General features: G+C 67.4%; 11 protein-coding genes. 4 read left to right on the forward strand and 7 right to left on the reverse strand.

All coding sequences use genetic code 11. The features are described 5' to 3' along the window. Window positions 1–3: 3 nt before the first annotated feature. The 3 genes from V4F39_RS24335 to V4F39_RS24345 are packed head-to-tail and all read right to left on the reverse strand — an operon-like array spanning window position 4 to window position 2757. Window positions 4–828 carry an ABC transporter ATP-binding protein gene (locus V4F39_RS24335; protein WP_332292730.1) on the reverse strand — a complete coding sequence of 275 codons (825 nt, stop codon included), beginning with the start codon at window positions 826–828 and terminating at the stop codon, window positions 4–6. 1 nt (window position 829) lies between these two features. Further along, window positions 830–1849, reverse strand: coding sequence for an ABC transporter substrate-binding protein (locus tag V4F39_RS24340; RefSeq protein WP_332292732.1), 1020 nt, complete (start codon window positions 1847–1849; stop codon window positions 830–832). Between the two features lie 8 nt (window positions 1850–1857). Further along, window positions 1858–2757, reverse strand: coding sequence for a TauD/TfdA dioxygenase family protein (locus V4F39_RS24345; RefSeq protein ID WP_332292734.1), 900 nt, complete (start codon window positions 2755–2757; stop codon window positions 1858–1860). Between the two features lie 203 nt (window positions 2758–2960). On the opposite strand from V4F39_RS24345, the gene V4F39_RS24350 reads away from it, so the two are divergent. After that, window positions 2961–4262 (forward strand): O-acetylhomoserine aminocarboxypropyltransferase/cysteine synthase family protein, encoded by a 1302-nt coding sequence (locus V4F39_RS24350; RefSeq protein WP_332292735.1) that lies wholly within the window; start codon window positions 2961–2963, stop codon window positions 4260–4262. Between the two features lie 42 nt (window positions 4263–4304). On the opposite strand, the gene V4F39_RS24355 is transcribed toward V4F39_RS24350, so the two are convergent. The 4 genes from V4F39_RS24355 to V4F39_RS24370 form a co-directional block, all read right to left on the reverse strand. Further along, the gene (locus V4F39_RS24355; protein ID WP_332292736.1) at window positions 4305–4493 is read right to left on the reverse strand and encodes a hypothetical protein; all 189 of its coding nucleotides are present in this window, start codon (window positions 4491–4493) and stop codon (window positions 4305–4307) included. Continuing rightward, the gene (locus tag V4F39_RS24360; protein ID WP_332292737.1) at window positions 4490–5632 is read right to left on the reverse strand and encodes a PepSY-associated TM helix domain-containing protein; all 1143 of its coding nucleotides are present in this window, start codon (window positions 5630–5632) and stop codon (window positions 4490–4492) included. Before V4F39_RS24360 ends, V4F39_RS24355 begins: the two co-directional genes overlap by 4 nt. A 2-nt stretch (window positions 5633–5634) precedes the next feature. Next, window positions 5635–7800 carry a TonB-dependent receptor gene (locus V4F39_RS24365; protein ID WP_332292739.1) on the reverse strand — a complete coding sequence of 722 codons (2166 nt, stop codon included), beginning with the start codon at window positions 7798–7800 and terminating at the stop codon, window positions 5635–5637. Window positions 7801–7898: 98 nt separating this feature from the next. Further along, window positions 7899–8609, reverse strand: a complete 711-nt coding sequence (locus V4F39_RS24370; RefSeq protein WP_332292741.1) for a hypothetical protein — start codon at window positions 8607–8609, stop codon at window positions 7899–7901. A gap of 428 nt (window positions 8610–9037) precedes the next feature. On the opposite strand from V4F39_RS24370, the gene V4F39_RS24375 reads away from it, so the two are divergent. From V4F39_RS24375 to prsR, 3 genes are all read left to right on the forward strand, one after another. Further along, a complete protein-coding gene (locus V4F39_RS24375; protein ID WP_332292742.1) occupies window positions 9038–10423 on the forward strand; it encodes a TIGR03013 family XrtA/PEP-CTERM system glycosyltransferase in 1386 nt (461 codons plus the stop codon). Between the two features lie 110 nt (window positions 10424–10533). After that, a complete protein-coding gene (gene prsK / locus V4F39_RS24380) occupies window positions 10534–12600 on the forward strand; it encodes an XrtA/PEP-CTERM system histidine kinase PrsK (RefSeq protein ID WP_332292744.1) in 2067 nt (688 codons plus the stop codon). Beyond that, complete coding sequence (gene prsR / locus V4F39_RS24385) at window positions 12597–13970, forward strand: PEP-CTERM-box response regulator transcription factor (RefSeq protein ID WP_332292745.1); 1374 nt, start codon at window positions 12597–12599, stop codon at window positions 13968–13970. Before prsK ends, prsR begins: the two co-directional genes overlap by 4 nt. Window positions 13971–13986 lie beyond the last annotated feature (16 nt).

Raw genomic sequence — 13986 nt, forward strand, 5'->3', positions numbered from 1 at the left:
CGGTCAGGCCGCGAGGGGTTGTGCGTCGACGGGTCGTTCGTCGAAAAGCAGGCCGTGGATGCGCTGCGTGGTCGCCTGGAATTCGGCGCCGCCCAGGCTGTGCAGGCCGAACTGGTGGCTGTTGATCTCGGCGCGCACCTGGCCGGGGTGCGGCGACAGCAGCAGGATGCGGTTGCCCACCACCAGCGCTTCCTCGATGGAATGGGTGACGAACAGCAGCGTGAAGCGCACGTCGTCCCACAGCGCGAGCAGTTCTTCCTGCATGCGGCGGCGCGTCAGCGCGTCGAGCGCGGCGAAGGGCTCGTCCATCAGCAGCACCTTGGGCTGCATCGCCAGCGCGCGGGCGATGGCCACGCGCTGCTTCATGCCGCCCGACAGCGTGTGCGGGTAGGCGTCGGCGAACTTGGCCAGGCCCACCTTGGCCAGGCAGTCGAGCGCACGTTCCTCGGCCTCCTTGCGGCCGAGCTTGCGCGAAGCCAGCAGCGGGAACATCACGTTGGCCTTCACCGTCTTCCAGGGCGGGAGCTGGTCGAACTCCTGGAACACGACGATGCGGTCGGGCCCCGGCTGGTGCACCGCCTGGCCATCGAGGCGGATCTCGCCTTCGCGCGGCGGGATGAAGCCGCCCACGGCCTTCAGCAGCGTCGATTTGCCGCAGCCCGAAGGGCCCAGCAGCACGAAGCGGTCGGCCGCATGCACGTCGAAGCTCACGCGGTGCGCGGCGCGCACGACCCGTTCGCGCGTGGCGTATTCGAGGGTGACGTCGTCGACCTGCAGCAGCGGCTGCGGCGCGCTGGCCGCCACGGCGCGCAAGGAAGGACTGCTCATCTCAGTTGCCGCCGGCGACGTGGGCGTCGTCGAAGAAATAGTCCTTCGCCGAGGCCGGCTTGTTCTTGATGGCGCCCACGCGGTGCATGAACTCGGCCAGCGCGTAGGTGTTCTCGGGCGCCAGCTTGAACTGCACCTCGGGGTTCTTGATGATCGACAGCAGCAGCTTGCGGTCGACGTTCGAGCGGTTGGTGCGGATGAAGATGTCCGCTGCCTCTTCGGGGTTCTTGGTGATGAACGCGGCCGCCTCGGCCAGCGCGTCGGTGAAGGCCCGGTAGGTCTTCGGGTTCTCCTTGCGGTACTTCTCGGTGGCGTACAGCACCGTGGCCGAAGCCGGACCGCCCAGCACGTCGTAGCTCTTCAGCACGATGTGCGCGGCCGGGTTGCCGGCCAGCGACTGTTCCTGGAACGGCGGGTTGCCGAAGTGGCCGGTGATCTCGGTGCCGCCCTTGATGATGGCGGCCGTGGCCTCGGGGTGCGGCACCGCGACGCTGATCTTGTCGAGCTTGTTGTACTGCGCGTCGCCCCACAGCTTGGCCGAGGCCAGCTGCAGCACGCGCGACTGCACCGAGACGCCCACCGCCGGCACCGCGATCCGGTCCTTGTCGGTGAAGTCGGCGATGGTCTTGACGCTCGGGTTGTTGCTGACCAGGTAGTACGGGAAGTTGCCCAGCGAGGCCACGCCGCGCACGTTCTGCTTGCCGTAGGTGCGGTCCCACAGCGTCAGCAGCGGGCCGACGCCGGCGCCGGCGATGTCGATCGAGCCCGACAGCAGCGCGTCGTTGACCGCGGAGCCGCCGCTCAGCGTCACGAAGGAGACCTTCACGTCGACGCCCTGCGCCTTGCCGTGCTTCTCGATCAGCTTCTGGTCCTTGGCGACGTCGAGCAGCAGGTAGACGATGCCGAACTGCTCGGCGATGCGGATCTGCCCTTCGGCATGGGCCGCCGAGACGGCGCCGAACGACAGCGCCGCGGCAAGGGAGGAAGCCAGCAGCGGCTTGAAGAAGGTCTTGAGCGTCATGTCGGTATTCAGAAAGGCGCGGTGCCTTCGATCGTTGTGCGGTTCAGGCGGCGGCGCAGGTGGTCGGGGCAGCCGGCGGCCAGGTGGGTGACGGAACGGTTGTCCCAGAACACCATGTCGTGCGGCTCCCAGACGTGGCGGTACACCAGCTCGGGCAGCGTGGTCAGGTGGAACAGCTCGTCGAGCAGCGCGCGGCTTTCGTCCTCGGGCACGTCGACGATGCGGGTCGTGAAATGCTCGCTGACGAAGAGCGCCTTGCGGCCGTTTTCCGGGTGCGTGCGCACCACCGGGTGCACCACCGGCTTCACCTCGGCGACCTGCTCGGGCGTGAGGTTGGGGCGCCACGGGTTGCGGGCCTGCAGCTCGGCGTACTTGGCCAGGTAGTGGTGCTCGGCCTTCAGGCCGGCCACGGTCTTCTTCAGCTCGGCGGGCAGGCGGTCCCAGGCGAGGTGCTGGTTCGCGAACAGCGTGTCGCCGCCTTCGCCGGGCAGCTCCTGTGCGTGCAGCATCGAGCCGAGGCTGGGCAGCGCCTTGTAAGAGAGATCGGAGTGCCAGAAGTGGCCGGCATCGCCCAGGCCGATCGGCTGGCCGTTCTCCTTGATGTTCGAGACGACCAGGATCTCCGGGTGGCCGGGCAGCTGGAACTGCCGCAGCACATGGATCTGCAGCGGCCCGAAGCGGCGGCTGAACGCCACCTGCTCGCCGGGCGTGATGCGCAGGTCGCGGAACACCAGCACGTGGTGATCGAGGTGCGCCCGGTGGATGCGCGCGAAGTCGTCGTCCGCCAGCGGCCGCGACAGATCGAGGCCGAACACTTCCGCGCCCAGCGGGCCGGCCAGCGGGCGGATCTCGACGCGGCCGGCCGGCGCGGCGGGGCGGAGGGGCAGGGAGGCGAGCGAGGCTGACATGCATCGCACTCTAGGTGTTGCCAATCCAGCAGCGAACGAAGCATTGCGCATGCGCATCTGCGGCCGCTGCATATCGATCGCTGCCTCTCCATCGCCCTGCGAGCAAGGGCATGCGCGGCCGGCGCTTTGCCAGACGGACGCTCCGCGCTACCCTGCCGGCCCCGCCACCGGCCTTTGAAGCCTTTGTCCAGGAGGAGCGAGACATGAGCGAACCCCGCAAGCACAAATTCGAGACCCTGTCGGTCCACGCCGGCTACAAGCCCGACCCCGTGACCAAGTCGGTCGCAGTGCCGCTGTACCAGACGGTGGCCTACGCGTTCGACAACGCGCAGCACGGCGCCGACCTGTTCGACCTGAAGGTGGCGGGCAACATCTACACGCGGATCATGAATCCGACCACCGACGTGCTGGAGCAGCGCGTCGCGGCCCTGGAAGGCGGCATCGCCGCGCTGGCGCTGGCCTCGGGCCAGGCGGCGGTGACGTACTCGATCCTCACCATCGCCGAGGCGGGCGACAACATCGTCTCGTCGACCGCGCTCTACGGCGGCACCTACAACCTCTTCGCGCACACGCTGCCGCAGTACGGCATCAGCACGCGCTTCGCCGATCACCGCGACCCGGCCTCGTTCGAGCCGCTGATCGACAGCCGCACCAAGGCCATCTTCGTCGAGTCGCTCGGCAACCCGCAGGGCAACGTGACCGACATCGCCCGCATCGCCGAGGTGGCGCACCGCCACGGCGTGCCGCTGATCGTCGACAACACCGTGCCGTCGCCCTACCTGAGCCGCCCGATCGAGCACGGCGCCGACATCGTGGTGCACTCGCTCACCAAGTACCTGGGCGGCCACGGCACCAGCGTGGGCGGCGCGATTGTCGACTCCGGCAAGTTCCCGTGGGCGCAGCACAAGGCGCGCTTCAAGCGCCTGAACGAGCCCGACGTGAGCTACCACGGCGTGGTCTACACCGAGGCGCTGGGCCCGGCCGCCTACATCGGCCGCGCGCGCGTGGTGCCGTTGCGCAACATGGGCTCGGCCATCTCGCCGTTCAACTCGTTCCTGATCCTGCAGGGCATCGAGACGCTGGCGCTGCGCATGGACCGCGTGTGCGACAACGCGCTGGCGGTGGCGCAATACCTGAAGCAGCACCCGAAGGTGGCCTGGGTCAACTACGCGGGCCTGGAAGACCACCCGGACCATGCGCTGGCGAAGAAGTACTTCGGCGGCAAGGCCTCGGGCCTGCTGACCTTCGGCGTCAAGGGCACGTCGGGCGACAAGCGGGCCGACGGCGCGCGCTTCCTCGACGCGCTGCAGCTCTTCACGCGGCTGGTGAACATCGGCGACGCGAAGTCGTTGGCCACGCACCCGGCATCGACCACGCACCGGCAGCTGTCGCCCGAGGAGCTGGAGAAGTCCGGCGTCGGCGAGGACACCGTGCGCCTGTGCGTGGGCATCGAGCACATCGACGACCTGATCGCCGACCTGGAAAGCGCGCTGGCTGCGGTGTGACGCGGCAGTGGACTGCGGCCGGCTCACTTGCCAGGCCGGGCTTCACTTCTTCCAGCCGTACCAGAGGCACACCGCCGTGGGCAGGCCGAGCCCCAGCCAGGACACGGCGTCCCAGGCGCCGTCGCCCAGCAGCGCAGAGACGAGGCCCACGGCGCTGAGCACGCCGATGGTGACCGGCGCCCGCCAGACGGCGGGCTGCGCGGGCGGCGGCGGGGTGTGGCTGCGGCTCATGGCAGCTCCCCCACCGGCCCCGTCCCGACGACGCTGGCCGCCGCCGCCTTGCGCCGGCGCGCCACCCACAGGTAGAGCCCGCTGCCCAACACGACGATGGTGAGGACGTCGAGCACGGCCCACAGGATCTGCATCGGCCGGCCGCCGTAGTCGCCGAAGTGCAGCGGCTGCGAGACCAGCAGCGCCTTCAGGTACCACGGCAGCGTCGCGGTGTTGGTCACCTGCGAGGTGGTCGCATCGACCAGCACGGGCTTCAGCAGCTTGGCCGAGACGTGGTCGCCGCCGCGCAGGAACACCGTGTAGTGGTGCGGGCTCGAGAAGGAGGTGCCGGGGAAGGCGACGAACGCGACCTTCATCGACGGGTCCAGCGCCTTCGCGGCGGCCACCGCGTCCTGCAGCGACCCCAGTTCGGTCAGCGGAGGCTTGTCCTTGTACGGCGCCAGCATCTGGTTCACCTCGGTGAACTGCCAGTACTTGACCAGCAGGTCCGACCAGGCGTTGATGACGCCGGTGGCGCCCACCACGGTGAACCACACCAGCGTGACGATGCCCAGCAGGTTGTGCAGGTCGAGCCACTTCACGCGCGGGCTGCGGTCCCGGCGCACGTCGCCGAAACGCAGCTTGCGCATGAAGGGCGCGTACAGCACGGTGCCGGAGACGATCGCCACCAGCAGCAGCACGCCCATGAACCCCAGGAAGAGCATGCCCGGCAGGCCGGCGAAGAGGTCGACGTGCAGCGAGAACATGACGTACATGAAACCGCTGTCGAGCGGGGGCTCGCCCAGCGCCTGGCCGGTGCGCGCATCGACCGCGACCTGCTTCAGCCCCTCGTTGGAGTCCGGCTTCTCGCACAGGGTGACGTACCACACGCGGTCGTCATCCTCCTCCTGCGAGACGAACATGCCCTGCTTGCCCGGGTAGCGGGACGTCGCCAGCGCCATCACGTCGTCGAGGCCGGCGCGCGGCGAGGCAGCGGGCATATCCGGCGCTTCGATCTCGGTGCCCAGCAGGTGCCCGATCTCGTGGTGGAAGATCAGCGGCAGGCCCGTCAGGCACAGCAGCAGCATGAAGGCCGTGCAGATCAGGCTGGTCCAGGTGTGGACCGCCGACCAGGCACGAACGGCGCGGGTGCTGAGCATCGTCAGAAGTCGACGCTGGCGGAGACGACGACCGTGCGCGGGTTGCCCAGCACCAGGTAGTTGGCGCCCGGATAGCCGCCGACCGACTGCCAGTAGTCGCGGTTGGTCAGGTTGTTGACGTGGGCGCGCAGTGTGACGAAGCGCTCGGCGACCGCCAGGCCGTAGCGCGCGCCGACGTCCAGCGTGGTCCACGACCCCACCCTCAGCGTGTTGGCGGCGTTGGCGTACTGCTGGCCGGTGTGGTTGACGCGGCCCGTCAGCGCCAGCCCGGGAAGGCCCGGCACGTCCCACTCGACGCCGGTGTTGAACTGCCACCGGGGTGCGCCGACAGCGTCCTTGTCCTGCACGTCCGTGTCGAGGTACGTCAGGCCGCCGAGCACACGCAGCCCCCGGGCCGCTTCGCCGAAGAACGTGCCTTCGACGCCCCGGTTGCGCTGCTTGTAGGCGGACCCGACGTAGCGGTCGCCGACGATCCCCGCGATCGGCTTGCGGGCCTGGAACAGCGCGATGTTGCCGCCGAACCGGCCGTGGTCGAACTTGGCGCCGAGCTCACCCTGCTTGGTGACATAGGGCGCGAACACCTCGCCCTGGTTGGCGATGTCCTGCCCGGAGGCCGTGTCGCCCTTGACCAGGCCTTCGGCATAGGTGGCGTAGAGCGACAGCTGCTTCGACGCCTTGAACAGCAGGCCCGCCATCGGCGTGGTGCGGCTCTTGTCGTACTGTGCGGTCTGCAGGCCCGTGTTGTAGTCGTAGCCGTAGCTCTCGATGGTCTGGTGGCGCACGCCCAGGGTCAGACGCAGCCTGTCGTCGGCGAGCACCAGGGTGTCGGCCAGCGCGATGCTGCGCGTGCGCGTGCGGCCGACCACCCGGGGGGCGTGCAGGTCGCCACCGAAGAAACCCAGCGCCGGCGCAGGGCCCGGCACGGTGTCGTACAGGTCGTTGGCGCTGTCGGTCGTCGACATCGCGTAGTTGTTGTGCTCCTTCGAATAGAACAGGTTGGCGGAGGCCACCAGCTCATGGCGGACGCTGCCGGTGGTCAGCGAGGTGCGCACGCCGGCTTCGCCGGTGGCGACGTCGTCTTCGCGCTGGTTGGCGAAACGGGACACCAGGGTGCTGCCGGCCCGGTCCGCCACGTACACGCCGGCGAGATCGTTCCTTTCCTTGCCGTTGCGCATCCCGGCGGCAACCCAGGCCGTGGTTTGGTTGGCCAGGTCGAACTCGGCGCGCACGGTGCCGAACGTGTCCCGCTCGTCCGAGCGGGTCCAGCCCTGGCCGTGGTTGGCGTCGGCATCGGGGGTGCGCGGCACGAAGGCGGCCGCCGGGAAGCCGAACTTGTCGATGTCCACGCTGGGGCGGGCATCGCGCAGCTTGTGTTCCTGGTAGCCGATGTCGGCGGAGACGCGCACACGGCGGCTGCGCCAGTCGGCGCCGATGGCAAACAGGCTCAGCTCGCGCGATTCCCGGTCGATGGCGGTGTCGCCGTCGCGGCGCACCGCGGTCAGGCGCACACCGGTGCTCTTGTCCGGTCCGAAGCGGCGCGCGATGTCGGCGGCCAGATAGCCCTGCGGGCCGCTCTCCACGCCCAGCGTCACTTGCGTGACGGCTTCGTTCGGCGCCCGCTTGGGCATCACGTTGATCGAGCCGCCCAGGCCGCTGCCGCCGGGCGCGGCGCTGTTGACGAAGGCACTCACACCGCGCAGCACCTCGACGCGCTCGACCAGTTCCGCGGCCAGGTACTGTCGCGGCAGCAACCCGTAAAGGCCGTTGTAGGACATGTCGTCCGAATACACCGGGAAGCCGCGGATCACGTAGACCTGCTGGTAGTTGCCGAAGCCGCGGGCCAGGCGAACGGTGGGGTCGTTCTTCAGCACGTCGCCGATGCTCATGGCCTGCTGGTTCTGGATCAGCTCCTGCGTGTAGCTGGTCTGGCTGAACGGCGTGTCCATCATGTCCTGGTTGCCCAGGATGCCGACCCGCCCCCCGCGGGCCACTTGGCGGCCCGCGTAGGGTGCCTTCAGCCCCTCGGCCGAGGCGTCGGCGCTGGCGTGGATGACCACCTGCTGGACCGGCGCCTGAGAGGCGGGCGCCGGCTGCGCCAGGGCGGCGGGCGAGGCGGCGAGGGCGCCGAGCAGCAGCGCGGACAGCGGACGGGGGATGGACGAATGCACGGCAGCTCCGGAATCAGATGACCATCGGAATGGCATCAAGAATGATTCGCATTATGTTAACGGAGGTTGCCACCAAATCGTGGCGCCGCGTACAGCGCTCAATCTGCCGACGGCCCCGGGGTCTCGTCGGCGCACAGCCAGCTTTGGGCGTGCAGGTCGGCGACGTCGGCATTGGCACGGGCCAGGGCCATCCAGGTGGCGAACGCAACCGTCATCGGCCGGTGGGGCGCGACCCGCGCGACGTCCAGGCGGCCTGCATCCGCGATCAGCACACCGAACGCCTCGGGGATGTCTTCCGGGCCGCCGATGCCTGCCTTGAGCACATACCAGCACTGGCACGCCGTCGCGAGGTAGGCCGCCCCCTTGGCGGGCTGGCGCAGATCGGACAGGAGATCCGCGCGGCGGACCTTGATCTCGTGCACGACCGGCTCCGCGTAAGCCTCGACCGTCGTCTGCCGGATGGAAAACACGTCGGGCTGCGACATCACCCAGGCGCCTGCGACCTGGGCACGCAGGCTCAGCCGCTGCCATGTGAGGCGCCCTGCGCGCTGCATCGCGGTGGCCACCTGCGCCACCAGCTGCTCGTGCGCATCGCGGGCGCCCCGATGGGCCTGTACCGACGCGGCGATGGCCTGCACCCCGGCGTCGCTGACACGAACGGTCTCCCGGCCTTCGGCGTCGCGCATGCGCTCCAGCAAGCCTGCAGCGACCAGCTCGGCCTCCAGCACGTCGTGGCACGGCCAGCCGGCGGACCGCCAGATGTCACGCAGACGGCGCAGGTGAGGCTTGCCGATGTCGCATGTCGTCATCACACGACCTTACTGCCGCGCCGCTTGCGTGTCAGAGTGCCGCTCCTCCAAGGGCAGCTTGCGCAGCGCATTGCCTTTTTCAAGCGGGCCGCGGGATCATGCCCGACGTAAGGCGTTGCGCGTCGGTCAGTGGTGTCACTTTTTGCATCGAGGCGATCGGCGCATCCGAGGAGAGTGAGGGCCCCCTCATTGGGGGTGGATACTGTCATTTCATGCTGCTACAACCGACCTACCCACCTGCAACGCCAGGTGGGTCGCGCCCGTCACCCACGACGCAGCCCTTTGCGGCGCGCCACCTCTCGCTCTTGAAACGATCTGGAGTTTTGATCCGTTTTCTGGCGAATTGACATCACAGCCTTCGCCGCACTTGGTTTGCCGCTTCGTCGGCTTTTTTAATATTGCCGGAAGTATCGGTCCATATTGGGGGTATGTTTGTGATTCGCGTATTTAATCACTATATCCATCGCCGCATCCTGATGCAGGTGTTGTTCGACTTTGGATTGATCGTCACAGCGGTGATGGGCGCAGTGTTCTTCGGGCGGCAACACAGCCAGTTCCTGCTGTCGGCGACCGCCACGTTGAGTTTCTCCCTGGCGATTTGTATTTTCCTGATCAACATCGCATCGGGGTTTTATCGCCAAGCGCACAATCGGTCGTTCACGGAGACCCTGGCGCGGGCGGGGCTGGCCGCGCTGATCGCCCTGCCCCTGGCCTACGGGATCTTCTCGACGCTGCCTGAAAGTGTCGAGAACAGCAGCGCCCTGTCGCTGTCGGCCGTCATTGCCGTCGCTGCGGTGTTGCTGCACCGTGTGTATGCGGCGCACGCAGGCGTGAAGGCCGGTACCCGCACGCGGATCCTCGTGCTCGGTTCCGGGCCTGCAGCGAAGCTGGTGGGTGAAACGCTGCGCGCCTCGGACCCGACTGCGGAGATCGTGGGCTACTTTTCGGCGCCCAACGAACAGCAAGTGGCGGTCGCGCCGTCCCAGATCGTCGCCGGCCAGTCGCTCGCGCAAACTGCCCTCAAGGCGGGCGTGTCGGAGATCGTCGTCGCCGTCACCGAGCGCCGCGGTGGCAACATGCCCCTGCGCGACCTGCTGGATTGCAAGATCCAGGGCATCCGCGTGTCCGACATCTCCACCCATTTCGAAAAAACGCTGGGCAAGCTCCGGCTCGACTACGTCAACGCGGGCTGGCTCATCTTCGGCGACGGATTCGACCAGGGCTTCTTCCGGACTGCCGTCAAACGGCTCTTCGACATCGTCTCCGCCACGGTGTTGTTGCTGGTCTCCGCGCCCGTGATGCTCGTGACCATGGTCCTGATCAAGCTGGAAAGTCCGGGGCCGGTGTTCTACCGCCAGCAGCGTGTCGGGTTGAACGGCGTGCCGTTCGATGTGGTCAAGTTCCGCAGCATGCGCAACGATGCCGAGAAGGACGGCAAGCCGCGGTGGGCCACGGCGGCCGACGACCGCGTGACGAGCGTCGGTCGCGTCATCCGGAAGGTGCGCATCGACGAACTGCCTCAGCTGTTCAATGTGCTCAAAGGCGAAATGAGTATTGTCGGGCCTCGGCCGGAGCGCCCTTTCTTCGTCGACAAGCTGACCCAGGAAATTCCATACTACGCGGTGCGTCACAGCATCAAACCCGGTGTTACCGGTTGGGCGCAGGTCCGTTACCACTATGGCGCGACGGTGGAAGATTCCCAGGAGAAGCTGCAATACGATCTTTACTACGTCAAGAATCACACCCTTTTCCTGGATCTGCTCATCCTGTTCGAAACCGTGGCGGTGGTGCTGACGGGTAAAGGCGCACGATAGCTGCATGAATTTCGCAGGCAGGACGCTGCAGCTGCCGAACGTTCGGGTTCGGCAGCTGCTTGTTCTTTGGGGGCGCCCCTTTGGTTGATCTTGCGGTTTACGGCTGGGGTTTGGCTGCCACCGTGTACATGGCACTGGCAGTGAGCTTGCGGCGGCTGGGCAGGCCGTTTTCCAGCCACCCCGACATGCTGCGGTTGCTGATGTGGGCGGCCGTCGTGTCGAGCGTGTGGGCAGCCAGCGCGTTTGCCGCGCTCACGTGGGAAAGCGTTGCCGTGCAGCGATTGACGGGCGTGCTCGACACGCTGCGTTACGCGCTGATCCTGGTGTGCCTGATCAAGGTGCTGCAGCCGGCGCTGCCGGGCTTGTCGGGATTCAAGGGCCTGGGTGGCATGGCCGCGTTGCTGCTGGCGGCCAGTGCGGTGGCCCAGGCGCTCGAGGTGGTCGCCGAAGAGGCCCCCTTCGCACTCGGCCGTTTCCCCTATCTGGCGCAGCTGATGCTTCCCGTGTTCGGGATGATCCTGCTGGAACAGCTGTTTCGACGGACGCCCCGCGAGTTCTACTGGAACATCAAGCCCTTGTGCCTCGGACTGGGCTGCGTATTCCTCTTCGATATCTACATCTACTCCATTGCCCTGCTCTTCGGCGCACTCGACGAGGTCGGCTTGGCGGTACGCGGTGCAGTGCACGCGTTGGCCACGCCTTTGCTGTTCCTCGCCGCCCGCAGGCATGCGGACTGGCGCGCCAGCGCCCAGATGTCGCGTGCCGTTGTGCTGCACACGGCGACCCTGATGCTGGTGGGGGCCTACCTGCTGTTCATCGCGGCGGTCGGGTATTACGTCCAGTATTTCGGAGGCGATTGGGGGCAGGCGCTCAAACTGGCCGTGGTGTGTGTGGCTTTGCTGGTCCTGGCATTGCTGGTGTTGTCGGGTTCGTTGCGCGCGAAGTTGCGCGTCTTCGTCGCCAAGCACTTTTTCGCCTACCGCTACGATTACCGTGCGGAATGGCTGAGATTCACCGCTCGCCTGTCGGGTGATCAGGTATCGCAGGGCATGGGCGAACGGGTGATTCAGGGGTTGGCCGACATGCTGCAGTGCCCGGGAGGGGGCATCTGGGCCACCTCGCCGGGCGGGCGGGAGTACACCTTGACGGCGCGATGGAATACCCCGCCGATATCGGCGCGCGAGCCTGCCGATTCCGCGCTGTGCCGCTTCTTGTCCGATTCCGGTTGGATCATCGATCTGGACGAGTACCGCGCCCACGCCGCTCGCTACAAGAACCTCGAGATACCGCCGTGGCTGCTGGAGCGGCAGGACCTGTGGTTGATCGTGCCGCTGTTCGTTGGAACCGACGAGTTGCTCGGCTTCGTCGTGCTCAGGCGGCCGCCCAATCCGCTGGAAGTCACCTGGGAGGTGCGCGATTTACTGAAGACGGCGAGCCGCCAGGCTGCCAGTTTCCTCGCGCAGACCCGGGCAACGGAGGCCCTGCTGGAGGCGCAGAAATTCGACGCGTTCCACCGGATGTCGGCCTTCGTCGTCCACGATCTAAAGAACATCATCACGCAGCTGTCGCTGATGATGCAGAACGCCAAGCGCCTGAGAAACAACCCCGAGTTCCAGCAGGACATGCTGATGACGGTCGAAAGTTCGCTGGAGAAGATGGAGACGCTGCTTCAGCAACTGAGGGAAGGCGACAAGCCGCTTGGCGTCGTGTGTGGCGTCGACCTGACACCCATCGCCGAGCAGGCGTCCTCGATGGCGGCCGCCCGCGGCCGCCAGCTGCAACTCGCTGTGCAGGGCCCGGTGTGGGTGCGAGGCCAGGAAGACCGGCTCGCCCGCATCGTCGGGCATGTGGTGCAGAACGCGCTGGAAGCCACGCCGCCGGAGGGCCGCGTGGAACTGCGGCTGGAGCACGACCGTGAGCGCGCGCGCTTGGTGGTGGCCGACACCGGCCAGGGCATGAGCCCCGAGTTCGTGAACACGCGGCTCTTCAAACCCTTCAGCACCACCAAGGCGGCCGGCATGGGCATCGGCGCCTACGAGAGCTTCCAGTACGTGAAGGAACTCGGCGGGCACATCGAAGTGGACAGCGAAATCGGCCGCGGCACGACCATCACCATTTCGCTGCCCCTGCATGATGCGAAGATCGGGCCCGAAGCCGACCTGATGAGCGCCCCATGAACACAGCGAAGTCTCCCCAGCTGTTGATCGTCGAAGACGATCTGGCGCTGCAGAAGCAGATCAAGTGGTCGCTGGATCGTTTTGAGTCCGTCGCCGCGTCGGACCGCGAGAGCGCGCTGGTGCAGTTCCGCCGCTGCCTTCCGCCCGTCGTCACGATGGACCTGGGGCTGCCGCCCGACAAGGATTCGGTGTCCGAAGGTTTTGCGCTACTCGAGAAGCTGCTCGACATCGACCCCGACGTGAAGGTGGTGGTGCTGACGGGGCAGAACGACCGCGCCAACGCACTGCGTGCGATCGACCTCGGCGCCTACGATTTCCTCGCCAAGCCGTTCGATGTCGAGTTGCTGAACCTCACGGTCGAACGGGCGCTGCGCCTGCACGAACTGCAGGCCGAGAACACCCGCCTGCGCGACATGCGCACCGGCGAGGCAACGCAGGGCGTGATGACCCGCGATCCCGAGATGCTGCGCATCTGCCGCATGGTCGAGAAGGTCGCGCCCAGCAATGCCAGCGTGATGCTGCTGGGCGAAAGCGGTACCGGCAAGGAAGTGCTGGCGCAGGCGCTGCACCAGGCCTCGCGGCGCAGCGGCAAGTTCGTCGCGATCAACTGCGCGGCCATCCCCGAGAACCTGCTCGAGAGCGAACTCTTCGGTTACGAGAAGGGCGCCTTCACCGGCGCGGTCAAGACCACGCCGGGCCGCATCGAGACGGCGCACGGCGGCACGCTGATGTTCGACGAGATCGGCGACCTGCCTCACTCGCTGCAGGCCAAGCTGCTGCGGTTCCTGCAGGAGCGCACCATCGAGCGCATCGGCGCCCGGCAGTCGATCGCGGTCGACGTGCGGGTGGTCTGTGCGACGCACCAGGACCTGAAGGCCCTGATCGGCGAGAACCGCTTCCGCGAGGATCTCTACTACCGCCTGGCCGAGATCGTGGTGACGATCCCGCCGCTGCGCAGCCGCGTGGGCGACCCGGCGCTGCTGGCGCATGCCTTCCTGAAGCGCTTCGCCCAGGAGCAGCGCACCACGATGCGCTTCGCGGAAGACGCCGTCCGGGCCATCGAGGCCTACCCCTGGCCGGGCAACGTGCGGGAGCTGGTCAGCGTGGTCAAGCGCGCCACCATCATGGCCGACGGCGACCGCATCACCCGCGACGACATGGGCTTGCCCGACGTCGAGGTGCAGGCCGATGCCGCCGACCGCTCGCTCGACCTGCGGCTGGCACGCGAGGCCGCCGAGCGCGAGACCATCCTCACCGCGCTGGCACGTGCCAACGGCAACATCGTCAAGGCCTCGGAGCTGCTGGGGGTCAGCCGCCCGACGCTGTACGACCTGATGAACCGCCTGGCGATCCGGGTCGATCGCGGCTGAGCCGGTTTCACCGCTT

The organism is Aquincola agrisoli (assembly GCF_036621135.1).
Lineage (GTDB): Bacteria > Pseudomonadota > Gammaproteobacteria > Burkholderiales > Burkholderiaceae_C > Aquincola > Aquincola agrisoli.

Coding starts and splice junctions, on each gene's coding strand:
- V4F39_RS24335 (WP_332292730.1), bottom strand. CDS start 828: ATGAGCAGTCCTTCCTTGCGCGCCGTGGCGGCCAGCGCGCCGCAGCCG.
- V4F39_RS24340 (WP_332292732.1), bottom strand. CDS start 1,849: ATGACGCTCAAGACCTTCTTCAAGCCGCTGCTGGCTTCCTCCCTTGCC.
- V4F39_RS24345 (WP_332292734.1), bottom strand. CDS start 2,757: ATGTCAGCCTCGCTCGCCTCCCTGCCCCTCCGCCCCGCCGCGCCGGCC.
- V4F39_RS24350 (WP_332292735.1), top strand. CDS start 2,961: ATGAGCGAACCCCGCAAGCACAAATTCGAGACCCTGTCGGTCCACGCC.
- V4F39_RS24355 (WP_332292736.1), bottom strand. CDS start 4,493: ATGAGCCGCAGCCACACCCCGCCGCCGCCCGCGCAGCCCGCCGTCTGG.
- V4F39_RS24360 (WP_332292737.1), bottom strand. CDS start 5,632: ATGCTCAGCACCCGCGCCGTTCGTGCCTGGTCGGCGGTCCACACCTGG.
- V4F39_RS24370 (WP_332292741.1), bottom strand. CDS start 8,609: ATGACGACATGCGACATCGGCAAGCCTCACCTGCGCCGTCTGCGTGAC.
- V4F39_RS24375 (WP_332292742.1), top strand. CDS start 9,038: ATGTTTGTGATTCGCGTATTTAATCACTATATCCATCGCCGCATCCTG.
- prsR (WP_332292745.1), top strand. CDS start 12,597: ATGAACACAGCGAAGTCTCCCCAGCTGTTGATCGTCGAAGACGATCTG.